The sequence below is a fragment of the Paenibacillus sp. BAC0078 genome, from assembly GCF_054483875.1.
In genome coordinates this window covers 131,994-144,528 of the sequence record NZ_JBTLRW010000012.1, presented here as the reverse complement: position 1 = coordinate 144,528, position 12,535 = coordinate 131,994, and the positions used below count along the sequence as shown (strand labels likewise).

At 55.5% G+C, this 12,535-nt stretch carries 6 protein-coding genes and 1 riboswitch; all 6 genes read left to right on the top strand.

Annotated elements, in window-relative coordinates; all coding sequences use genetic code 11:
- Window positions 1–49 precede the first annotated feature (49 nt).
- Window positions 50–256: riboswitch (cobalamin riboswitch) on the top strand.
- Between the two features lie 177 nt (window positions 257–433).
- Complete coding sequence (locus tag ACX1DY_RS21335; protein ID WP_458966211.1) at window positions 434–5,650, top strand: DUF4430 domain-containing protein; 5,217 nt, start codon at window positions 434–436, stop codon at window positions 5,648–5,650.
- Window positions 5,651–5,752: 102 nt separating this feature from the next.
- A complete protein-coding gene (locus ACX1DY_RS21330; protein WP_458966210.1) occupies window positions 5,753–6,652 on the top strand; it encodes a DUF4430 domain-containing protein in 900 nt (299 codons plus the stop codon).
- Complete coding sequence (locus ACX1DY_RS21325) at window positions 6,649–7,593, top strand: energy-coupling factor transporter transmembrane component T (protein WP_458966209.1); 945 nt, start codon at window positions 6,649–6,651, stop codon at window positions 7,591–7,593. Before ACX1DY_RS21330 ends, ACX1DY_RS21325 begins: the two co-directional genes overlap by 4 nt.
- A complete protein-coding gene (locus tag ACX1DY_RS21320) occupies window positions 7,509–9,401 on the top strand; it encodes an ABC transporter ATP-binding protein (protein WP_458966208.1) in 1,893 nt (630 codons plus the stop codon). The genes ACX1DY_RS21325 and ACX1DY_RS21320 overlap by 85 nt, the downstream gene beginning before the upstream one ends.
- Complete coding sequence (locus ACX1DY_RS21315) at window positions 9,374–10,060, top strand: ECF transporter S component (RefSeq protein ID WP_458966207.1); 687 nt, start codon at window positions 9,374–9,376, stop codon at window positions 10,058–10,060. Before ACX1DY_RS21320 ends, ACX1DY_RS21315 begins: the two co-directional genes overlap by 28 nt.
- A 176-nt stretch (window positions 10,061–10,236) precedes the next feature.
- The gene (locus tag ACX1DY_RS21310) at window positions 10,237–11,946 is read left to right on the top strand and encodes a methyl-accepting chemotaxis protein (RefSeq protein WP_458966206.1); all 1,710 of its coding nucleotides are present in this window, start codon (window positions 10,237–10,239) and stop codon (window positions 11,944–11,946) included.
- Window positions 11,947–12,535 lie beyond the last annotated feature (589 nt).

Sequence of the window (12,535 nt, the reverse complement as noted above, 5' to 3'; positions counted from 1 at the left end):
TCTATAGACATACACGGGAATACTAGATATGATTAAGAATATTAAAATTTTATAAGCTATTGAAAAAGGTGCGGGTTCTATTCGTGAAAACAATAGAATCAGCTTAAAAGGGAAGGCCGGTGCAAGTCCGGCGCGGTCCCGCCACTGTAAATGCGGAGCGGCTCTTAGAGCGGCCACTGTCCGGATAGAAGGATGGGAAGGCCAAGAGCAGCGATGAGGCATAAGCCAGGAGACCTGCCTTTTTCTTAACTGTTTCTATTCTTCGTGGGGTGAGAATGGGGAACATTGCAGATGGACTGCGTACGGAGCTTTGAGCACCGCAGCCTTAATTTGTATTCTTCCCGGGCCGCCCTTTACGAGGGCGGTCTTTTATGTTGCAGCGGTTATTTTACTGCTGCACGGTGCAATCCATTTTATAGAAAAGAGGTTGAAAATGAAGACATTTTTATCTGCCAAGTCCTTTACGCTTGGTCTGGTCTTATTGCTGGTGCTTTCGATTACAGGGAACGCTGTTGTTCCGGCGGGAGAGGCTTTTGCCGCAGCAGAGTCCTCCGCAACTACGGGAGTTAGCAGTGTTACGGAAGCCGTATATGCGGCAGATGCTTCTGCAACTAAGGAATCCTTAGCTGCAGCTGGTGCGGTGGCATCCGGTGGAGAGGTTACTGTCTCGCAAGCTACATATACAGCTGCCGAGTATATTTTGGGCGGCGGTGTGACATCCGAATGGCAGGCTATAGGTCTGGCCCAAGCGGGTTACCGTGTGCCGGAGAGTTATGCTCAGGCGCTCGTGCAGAAGGTGCAGGCGGAGGGGGGCAGTTTCCCGAACGCTACGGACTATGCGCGGATAGTGCTCGCGGTGCGGGCGATTGGCGGCGACCCCACGAACTTTGCGGGCAGCGGCTCGGCAGCGGGCTATAATCTGCTAGAGCGCATCTATAACAGCGACAAAATCAGCGGCCAGACGCTGAATGCTCCGGTATACGCGCTGCTTGCGCTGGATTCGGGCAGCTATACGCCTCCAGCCGATGCCAAATGGAATCAGGCAAAATTGCTGAGCGAAATTCTGTCCAAACAGAACAGCGACGGCGGCTTTGCACTGTTGCCGGGAGCGAGCGACCCGGATATGACCGCGATCGTGCTGGCGGCGCTGGCTGCGCATAAAAATGATCCCGCTGCAGGAGCAGCAGGGCAAAAAGCAGTAGCCTGGCTGTCTGCCAAGCAGGGCAGCAACGGTGGCTACGGAGATAGCAGCGAAAGTGTAGCCCAGGCCATTATCGGCCTGTCTTCTTACGGCGTGGACCCTGCCAGTGCAGAGTTCACCAAAAATGGAACGGAGCTTGTAGGCAGACTGCTAAGCTTCCGTCTCGCAAGCGGAGCCTTCGCCCATACGCAGGGCGGTAGCGCCAACGCGCTGGCTACCGAGCAGGCCTTTCAGGCGCTGGTGGCTTATAACCTGTTCAGCGGCGGGGCAAACGGCAAGCTGTATGATTTTTCCAAACCGGTAGCGCAGAATCCGCTAGTCTATGTGCCGCTGGTGATCGAAGGACCGGAACAAACACTGGGCGAAGGCAAAGCCTATGCCAGCAATGCTCTTGACGCGCTTGAGAAGGTAGCTTTGGCGAAGGGGCTCAAGCTCACGAATCCTTCCGGCAGTTATGTTACGGGCATCGGCGGCATTTCAGCCGGAACCTATGGCGGCTATGACGGCTGGATGTACGCAGTATCCCGCGGCGGCGAATGGGTGAATCCTGATGTCGGAATGAAAGACTTCAAGCTGAAGGATTCGGACCGGCTGCTGGTCTATTATGCGGGAAGCGATACGCAGCTGGTAGATAAGGTTACCCTTTCCAAGGCGCAGCCGAGAGAAGGGGAAGCTTTTTCCGTCAATGTCACCAAAAAAACATGGGTATGGGACAATGCCACATCCACCTCCAGCCCGGTAACGGCCAATGCCGCCGGTGTGCAGGTGACGATTGGGAATAAGACGGTAACTACGGACAAGGATGGCAAGGCTGTTTTTGCAGAGGGTCTTCCTGAGGGAGATTACACACTGAGCGTGACCGGCTACATTCCGGGGAATGCTCCGAGTGTCGCCAAATATTCGCAAGACTTAAAGGTTACCGCACGAAATGTAACAGCCACTCTGTCGGTTGAAGGACCGCAGGGTCCGGTTATTGACGGCACGCTTAAGGCGTATACTGCGCTGGAGGCACTGAAGAGTCTTACTGCGTCCGGCAATATTCCGCTGAAAATTACAGAGTCCTCTTTTGGCAGCTATGTTTCAGGGATTAATGGAATAGAGAGTGGAACGTATAAAGGTTATTGGAGCTTTGCAGTGCAGCGCGGCGGCGAATGGATCTACCCGACTGTCGGGATGGGCGATTTTGTTCTGGAAGCCTCTGACCGGGTGCTGGTCTATTATGCCGGCGGGGATACCCAGGTGGTCAATACGGTGCAGGTTGCTCCAGCACAGCCAAAGCCGGGAGAAGCCTTTACCGTTACAGTTACACAAAAGAAATGGGTATGGAATAATACCACATTCAGCAATGATCCGGTGACTTCCCCGGCAGCAGGGGTGCAGGTAACGATTGGCGGCACAACTGTTACTACGGATGGTCAAGGTACAGCTATCTTTAAGGATGGCCTGTCCGCTAAAATATACACGCTAGCGGTGACCGGCTACGTTCCGGATAGTACGCCGAAGATTGCCCGCCATATGCAATCCCTCAAAGTAGCCCAGGCCGATGTGACAGCTTATCTATCCATTGAAGGACCGCAGGGACCGGTGGCAAGCGGCACACTGGAAGCGTACAATGCGTTTGACGCATTGCAGCAGCTAGCTACATCCGGGAATATTCCGCTGAAGATTACGGAATCTTCCTTCGGCATCTTTGTATGGAGTATTGACGGAATAGAGAATGGAACTTATGGCAAGCAAGCTTATTGGGGGTTTGCAGTATCGCGCGGCGGGGAGTGGATCTATCCCGAGGTAGGGCTGAATGATTTTGTATTACAGCAGTCCGACAAGGTGCTGGTCTACTATACCGGTGACAACACTCATGTTGTAAATTCACTCACGGTTTCTCCGGCACAGCCGAAGTCTGGTGAAAAGTTCACCGTTACGGTTGCGCAGAAGCAGTGGGTATGGAATAATACCACCTTTACCTCTGACCCGGTGGTTACACCGGCAGCAGGCGTACAAGTCACGATTGGCGGCACAACCGCAACTACAGATAAGCAAGGTATTGCTACCTTTGAAAAAGGTGTGCCTGCGGGTGCTTACACACTCGCTGTAACCGGATATGTTGCGGACAGCACGCCGAGCATTGCCCGCTATACGCAGCCGCTGACCGTTATTGATCCGGTAGTGGTGCCTCAGCCGGCAGCAGCAACGATTTCGGTTATTGGCGACAGCGCCAAGGGAACGATTTTGCCCAGCACTCAAGTGGTTCTGAATGCTGGCGAAACGGCATACAGCCTGCTGGTCCGCCAATTGGGAAGCAGAGTGGCAAGCACAACCTCCGGTGGAAGTCCCTATGTCACTTCAATCGACGGCCTGAAGGAGTTCGACCGTGGGCCGAACAGTGGATGGAAGTACTCCGTAAATGGTACAGAGCCAGGCTACAGTGCCGGCGACTACAAATTAAGCAATGGCGATGCTCTGGTCTGGTTCTACACGACAGATTACACTGTTGACCCAGCTGCAGGCGGCCTTCCGGGAAGTATCGGAACCGTAGATATTACGGCAGACAATACGCTTCCGCTGAATCAGGTGGGACAGACTACAGCCGTTACGAACCAGGGCGCTCCAATGACGGCGGCAGAAGCAGTGGCTCTGGGTCAAAAATTAACCGCGAACACAGCATCCTTCGAGCAGGAGGTAACTCCGGGTTCGGCAGCAGCCTTGAAGGACGGCGGCGGTGAAGTACAACTGCTCGTTCCGGCCGGGGCGGTATCCGGTACGGTGAAGATCAGCATGAAGGAGACAAACTCCAGCCGCAAGGAGCTGGTGTCGGGACTGTATACGTTTGGCCCGGATGGCACGAAGTTCGTGAAGCCGGTTGATTTGTCCATTACAGTGCCAGTAGCGGTATACAACCCTGCTAATCTGGCCTTGGCTTGGCTGAATCCGGCTACAGGATACTGGATTCCGGTTCCATCCGTACTGGATGTCAAGACTGGAGTCATTACCGGCAAGATCAGCCATTTCACGGATTATGCCGTAGTTGACCGCAGCAAGTGGGAGCCGCAGCAGGAGAAGCTGGGGACTGATATCGCTGCTACCGCCAAGGGAGTTGCAGCCACCGCTGAGCTTAGCGATTGGCAGGCGGTGGGCCTGGCCCGTTCGGGTCATACAGTGCCTGCTGCTTACCTTGCGGGAGTGAAGGCACAGCTTGCTGACAGCAACGGACAGTTCCGCAAGGTGACAGACTATGAGCGCCTGGTGCTGGGTCTGGCGGCTGCGGGTGCAGATCCGCAGAAGTTCGGCGGCTATAATCTGATTGAGAAAATCTACAACAACAGCAATATGTTGAACCAGGGCAGCAACGGGCTGATTTTTGCGCTGATTGCGCTGGACAGCGGAAACTACAGTGTGCCGTCTGGTGCGCAGTGGACCAAAGAGCGGCTGATCGAGTCTCTTCTGGCTATGCAAAGCAAGGAAGGCGGCTTCCCGCTGACGGCAGGCGGAGCCGCTGATCCGGATATTACTGCAATGGCGGTTACTGCGCTTTCGTCTCACACGAATCAGACGGCGGCTGCAGCAGCAATGAACAAAGCGATTACCTGGCTGTCGCAGCAGCAGCAGGAAGACGGCGGCTACAAGCAGGCTGGTGTAGAGAACAGCGAGAGCACGGCGCAGGTCATCATTGCTTTGAGCGCGGCGGGTGTTGGTCCGAATGATTCCCGGTTTGTAAAAGCCAAAGGCGGACTGCTCAGCCATCTGGCTTCCTTCCGCCAGGCGGACGGCGGATATGCCCACACAGCGGGTCAACCCGCGAACAGTGTGGCTACGGAGCAGGCTTTGCTTGCACTGACCGCCTATGAGCGTTATTTAACGGGAGAAGCCAAGCTGTTCAGTATTTCACCGTCTGGTGTATCTGTTGGTGCAGTCTTTACCGATGAAAGCCAGATTTCAGCCTGGGCGTTGGACGCGGTGCGCAAAGCCTACGACAAGAAGCTGATGGAAGGCGTCAGTGCGAACAGCCTGATTTTTGCGCCGAAGCAGAAAATTACCCGCGCGGAATTTGCGGCCCTGCTGCTGAGACTTACCGGTAATGAACCGGCTGCGGCGGGTACAGCTTCGGTATTCAGCGACGTGAAGCCCGGAGCATGGTATTATGGAGTGGTGGCCAAAGTGAAAACGCTTGGCATTGTCGATGGGGTTACGGAGACAACCTTTAACCCTGGCGGGATCATTTCCCGCCAGGATATGGCGGTTATGATATCCAGAGCGTTCAAGCTGGAGACTGCAGGAGCAGCGGCTAAGGCCAGGAAATTCTCCGATGAAAGCCGGATCAGCAGCTATGCTGTATCTGCCGTCCGTTCCGTAACGGAGCTGGGTTATATGACCGGATTCGGCGGAGCCTTTGATCCCGCGGCGGCTGTGACCCGGGAAATGGCTGCGGTTGTAGCCGTAAGATTGCCTTAATTTGCAAGCCCGGCGCATAATATATTGTCAAAAGAAACGGAACGGGGGAGCAGTCTGACTGCCCTCGTTCCTTTCCCTTTTTTATCGGAGGTGTCCAAATTCATGTCGAAGTCCATCCAGCAATGGCTAATCTATCCGCTGCTGCTTCTGGCCGCCGCGCTGCTGCTATTCGGCTGCGGCTCCGGCGGGGAGCAGAGCCCCGCCGCAAGCAAGGCTGCGGTGCAGAGCCCGCAGCCCGCGAGCACCGCGTCCCCGGCAACCGGGGACGCAACAGCAAGCCCCGTGCCTTCCGCCACAGCGGACGGCACGGCGGCTTCACTGCCCGGCGGCGCAGAATCCGCCGGGACGCCTGTTCGGGCGGCTGCTTCCGCGCCGCCCGCTTCCACCGTAACGGAGCAGGCTCCCGTTACGGGCGGCACTGCCGCGCCGGAGGCACCTGGCGCGGCAACACCCGGCGCGGCCTCCGCAAGCGCGGCGCCCGCCAAAGCTGCTGCGGCCAAGCCCGCAGCGGCTGCCAAACCCGCCGCGTCCGCGAAGCCGTCCGCCGGCGCGAAGCCGAAGGCAACGTCCAAGGCCGCTGCCCCGGCAAGCCCTACGGCAGCCGCGAAGCCGTCTGCCTCTCCAACAGCAGCTCCGGCGAAGCCCGCCGAAGCTGTCAACACCGTCACGCTCTCTATTGTCGGAGACAGCGAGCACGGGACGATTTTACCGGCAGCCGCCGTTGAAATCCGTAAGGGGGAGAGTGTGCTTGACCTGCTCAAGCGCATCACCCGCAGCCAAAAAATCCAAATGGAATACCAGGGAGCCAAAAGCTTCGCCTATGTAGAAGGCATTGATAATCTATATGAATTTGACCACGGCCCGGAGAGCGGCTGGATCTACAAGGTCAACGGAAAAGTTCCGGGCAAAGGCGCGGGCAGCTATACGCTGAACCCTGGCGATACCGTCGAGTGGCTGTACACGCTTGATCTTGGCAAGGATGTGGGGGCTGACGTGCAATGAACAGCGGCTTCCGCTCCATGCATCCTTCGGTAGCGCTGGTGTATTACGCAGGACTGCTGCTGTTCGCCGTTCTGGTGTTTCATCCGCTTTTCCTGGCAACGGAGATTGCCGGGCTGGCGGTCCTGCTGCTATTGCAGGGACAGGGGCGTCAACTACTGCGCGGCTTGCCTTTTTATCTGCTGATGGCCGGCTCTGTGACTGTGCTGAATCCGTTATTCTCACACCGGGGCGCGCATATCCTGTTTTATTTTATGGATCAGCCGATTACGCTGGAGGCCGTTTTGTACGGGCTGATGATGTCGGCTGTGCTGCTGACCCTTTTTGTTCTGTTTATCTCCTACAACTACACGGTGACGGCAGATAAATTCATGTACCTGTTCGCAGCGGCTGTGCCACGGACGACACTGCTGACGCTGATGGCTCTGCGTTTTGTACCCTTGTTTCAGCGGCGTCTGCGGCAGATCACCCTGATTCAGCGGACACGGGGAGTAGACATTCGCACGGGTGGTCTGCGCAAAAGAATGAAAGACGGCATGACCCTGCTCAAAGTGCTGCTAGCCTGGTCGCTGGAGGAGGCGCTGCAAACGGCTGATTCCATGAAAGCACGTGGCTATGGTGTTCGGAAACGCAGTGTATATGGAGCTTATAGGCTCGACCTGCTGGATAAAGCCGTATTGCTGCTGCTGGCGGTCAGCGGACTAATTCCGCTGTTGTTCTGGATGCAGGGCTATGGAATGCTGGAAATTTATCCGCGCATGAAGCCGATGCATTTTGGCTGGGGCGATACGGCAATGTATGTAAGCTTCTGCTTGTTCGTGCTGACGCCGCTGGCGCTGGAAGGAAAGGAGAAATGGTTATGGAGATCCTCGCGGCGGAACGTTTATCCTTCAGCTATCCCGAGGAAGACAGAGACTCGCTTCATGAGCTCTCATTTACGGTAAAAGAGGGCGAGTTCGTCGTGCTCTGCGGCCCTTCCGGCTGCGGAAAAACGACGCTCTTGCGCCATCTGAAGCGCGAGCTTGCACCAGTGGGCAAGGTTAGCGGGACTATCGCGTACAAGGGCCAGCTTTTGGCGGATCTGCCTGCCGATCTTGCTGCCGGAGAGATTGGAATGGTGTTCCAGAACCCTGACGCACAGATCGTAATGGATACAGTGTGGCATGAGCTGGCTTTTTCGATGGAAAATATGGGCTTTCCGCCCGCCGTCATGCGCAGCAGACTCGCCGAGATCTGCGGCCTGTTCGGGCTGGAGCCGCTGCTGTACAAACCGGTGCATGAGCTTTCCGGCGGGCAAAAGCAGCTGCTTAACCTGGCCTCCGTCCTGCTGCTTCAGCCGAAGCTGCTGCTGCTGGACGAGCCGACCTCGCAGCTTGATCCGGTCGCGGCGCGGGAGTTCATCCAGACGCTGCACCGCCTGAATGAGGAAATGTCCATGACGGTGATCATCAGCGAGCACCGTCTGGAGGAGGTGCTGCCGCTGGCTGACCGGGTGCTGCTGCTGGAAGATGGCGGGCTGCGCTTCCAGGGGCCGCCCCGGGATTTGGTGCGTGAAGCTGGCAAGGAACTGCAGTCTGCGTACCAGGCGTATTTGCCAACCGCCTCGCGCCTGCACCTTGCGCTTGCGCCGGATGTTGTGTCCGCAGCGCGGGAGTCCGCTCCGCTGACCGTCCGTGAAGGCAAGCGCTGGCTGCATTCCCTGGCCGGGAAGGCTGCGGTAAGCGCCGCTGGCTTCGCAGCCCAAGGAGACTCCGGCAGTGCTGCTGAGAGCGCCTCCGGTATACACGGCTTAGCGAGCACCGCCATTGTTGAGGACGGCTCCGGTATCCATGACTTAGCGGGTTCCGCCGCTGCTTCCGCTGTAACTTCACCGCAATCCCCTTTATCTGGCTCCACCCGAAAGCCGCAGCCTCCCGTTTCTTTGAACGCTGCGTCAGCAGCTTCACAGCCCGCCAGAGATTTTCACGGCAGCTCAGCAGCTCCCTCATCCGAGTCGCTGCTGAGCTGCCGTGAAGTCACCTTCCGCTACGAGAAGGACGGAGCGGAGGTTCTGAAGAAGCTGTCGCTATCACTGTACCGGGGAGAGCTGCTTGCGGTTATGGGCGGGAACGGTGCGGGGAAATCCACCCTGCTGCATGTTCTGAACGGACTGCTTAAGCCTCAGCGCGGCAAAGTAACACTGGCTAAAGGCATTACAACCGGGTTCCTGGCCCAGAACCCGCTGCTCTATTTCAGCTACGACACGGCCCAGGAGGAGCTGCGGCACATGGCGGAGTATGCCGGATTGTCCAAGGAGGACGCCGGGCAGGAAATTGCCAAGCTGGTGGAGAGCTTTCAGCTGCAGGACATACTAGAGAGCCATCCGCAGGATATCAGCGGCGGACAGCAGCAGAAGCTGGCGCTTGCGATGGTAATGCTGCTGTCCCCAGGTATCCTGCTGCTGGATGAGCCGACCAAGGGCCTCGACCCCGGAGCCAAAGAAAGGCTGGCCGCCCTGCTCAAGCATTTGCGCGGGCAAGGGGTCAGCATCATTCTTGTAACCCATGATATCGAGTTTGCGGCGAGATATGCCACCCGCTGTGCTATGCTGTTTGACGGCGGCATTACGTCGGAGGGGACTCCGGCCGAATTTTTCAGCAGCAACTATTTCTATACGACAGTGGTCAACCGGATGGTACGGGACCTGCTGCCGCAAGCCTTGACGATAGAGGATGTGATGAACACGTGGCCCGCTTTCGCTTCCCGCTCCTGATTGCTTTAGGTTTGTTTGTGGCTGGCCTGGCGCTCACGGCAGCGCTGAAAGACCGCCATTATATGCTGCTTAGCCTGGTGCTGCTGATCGTGACGCTGCTGCCGCTATTCATCCGTCTGGAGCGGCGTCCGCTTGAATCGCGGGAGCTGGTGCTGCTGGCGGTGCTGTCCGCTCTCGCGGCAGTCAGCCGGATTCCTTTTGCCGCCTTGCCCAGTGTGAAGCCTGTTTCAGCCATTGTGATTCTTTCGGCTTATGTCTTCGGGGCGGAGGCGGGCTTCATTATCGGAGCGGTAGCCGCCCTTGTGTCGAATATCTACTTCGGACAGGGGCCCTGGACGCCCTGGCAAATGTTCGCCTGGGGCATGGTGGGTCTGACTGCCGGCTGGCTGCGGAATACCTGGTGGATGAAAAAAAGGGGCGGAATGCTTGTATTCGGCTTCGTTTGGGGTTTTCTGTTCGGCTGGATCATGAATATCTGGTATCTGATCAGCCTTCCTGATGCATTCAGTTGGGGACTTGTGGCTGCCGCTTATGCTTCGAGCTTTTATCTGGATCTGGCGCATGCGCTGTCCAATGTCTTTTTCCTGGCGATCCTGGCCGGAGGCTGGACCAAAGTCCTGATGCGGTTCCGCAAAAAATACGGGCTATTGCAGGAGTGAAATCACTGTTTTACTGTATCCTCATCCTTTCGTTTCTACTTTTTTAGTCAATAAGTCACAAAATATACTATTATCTTTTCTTTTTCGACATTATTTTCACTCTACATATCATACTTTCGACCTTTTTCTCCGATGAATATAGGTACAGCAGGATATGAAAGAGGCGGGAACAGGGAATGAGAAATCTCAAGGTTAGATATAAAATGATATTGCTGGTGACGATTTTTGTGTGCATGCTGTTTGCTATCGGAGCGGCTGGCATTATCACCACCAGGCAAATGGCTGACAGATCCAAGGAAACCTATGACCAGAATCTGCAGCCGATTTATCTCGTTACGGAAATACGCGGGAACAACCGGGCGATTGAGTCTTTCCTCCTGGAGGATCTGATTACTAAGGATGAAGCCAAGAGCAAAGAGCTTACAGCGGCCATCAAGGACAATATCGAGAAAAACAATGATCTTCTGGCCCGGCTAAAGGCTATTCCATTCAGCGATAAAGCGATTGCGAACAAGATCAATGAATACCTGTCGCTGCTGCCGGATTATCGGTCGCAGCGTGACAGCATCATCCAGCTTGCGGATAAAAATCTCACCAGCGAAGGCTATCAGATTTTCTCAGCAAGCGGCTTCAGTGAAGCGCGGAATACGATGGTGAATCTGCTTGAGGATGCAGCCGCTTTGCTGGTTAAGGATGCCGAGAAGCATCACGAGGCTACGCTGGACAGCGTCAAAAGCTCCACCACCACAAGTGTTCTACTCATTATTGCCGCCTGGCTGCTTTCGGTAGGGATTGGCTTCTACATCGCACGATTAATTGCGAAGCCGCTGAGAGATTTGCAGAAGCTTATGAAACGCGCAGAAGCAGGAGACCTTACTGCGATGGCATCCTATGAATCCAAAGACGAAATCGGTCAAATCAACAACTCCTTCAATACCATGCTGGGCAGCCTGAAGAGCATGATGCAGGGAGTATCGGAAAGCTCCGAGATGCTGTCGGCTTCCTCGCAGGAAATGAGCGCCAGTGCAGAACAGACTGCACGCGCTTCGCAGATGATTGCCGACACCTCCGGCGAAATCACCGCCTCATTCGGTGTGCAGGCGGAGACCATTGACCGTACAGCCCAATCTGTGCAGGGGATGGTGGAGGATATTGCCGCTGTCGAGCGCAGCAGTAATGAAATGTCCGGGCTGATGGACCAGGCTGCGGCTTCAACAGATAACGGCGCTGGCGCTGTCGAGGTTATCTTAACGCAGATGCAGGAAATCAACTCCAGCGTGTTGTCCAGCCGGGAAATCGTAAGCAAGCTAGGTAGCTTATCGGGTGAGATCAATACAATTATTACAACGATTAACGAGATTGCTACCCAGACGAATCTTTTGTCGCTGAATGCTTCTATTGAAGCGGCCAGAGCCGGGGAGCATGGGCAGGGCTTTGCGGTTGTCGCTGAAGAAATCCGCAAGCTGGCGGAAGCGACGGGGAGAAGCTCACTGCAGGTTACAGACATCATCACACATATTCAGCGGGAAACCGGAAGCGCGGTGCAGTCTATGGAGCTTGGGTCGGAGCTGGTTGCACACGGTGTGACCCAGAGTGAGGTTGTCGCCCGGGCTTTTTCGGAGATACAGGCCTCAATCCAAAATGCCGCGCGGCAGACGGAAGAGATCAGATTGGCTGTCCGCAATGTCTCGCTGGAGGCATTAAGTGTATCGCAGGCGATGGAGCAGGCAAGCGAAGTCTCGCGCAAAGGTGCGGAGGATGTGCAGAACACAAGCGCAGCCAGCGAGGAGCAATTGACCGCAATGGGAGAAATGTCACTGTCGGCCCAGTACCTGGCGACCCTTGCCGAGAGCTTGCAGAAGGAGCTTGCCCGTTTCAAGCTCTAGTGCAGCAAGGAGAATAGCAGATTTATCTCAGCGGGAGATCGGGAAGCGCTTCTTAGAAAAGATGGTGCAATAATTCCTGGTTTTTTGCGCTGGAATGTTAGAGGGGGAACCTACTCACCTCCATCTTCCCGTATCCCTGCAACTCCTCCCGGCAGATTAGGTGGAAAAAAGTCACTTAATATGCCACGAAATTTTGAATCTTGGCTGTTAGTGGGAATTTGTCCACTTAATTTTGTTATATATGCTGTTCTTGGGCTCTAGGCTCCAAATTAGTGGGACTAATTCCACTTAACACGTAAACGGCGGCAAGGAGAGGCCGAATAGTGGTACAAATTCCATTTAATCCGCAACAAGCTCACTGGTTATCTGAACAGGAACAGAGTTAGCCGCAAAAAACGCAAGATCAACCTAAGGTCAACAAAAAACAAGTCCCCGAAGCTCATGAAAGCTCCGGGGCTTGTTTTTTTGCAGCCAAGCCTACAGCTTGCCGGGGTCAGCATACCGCTGTTGAGGCAGATGGTTTTGCCGTTCAACCGACTGCTTGCGCTGGCGGAGGGCTCATAAATTCTGCAGCCAAGCCTTTACCTTA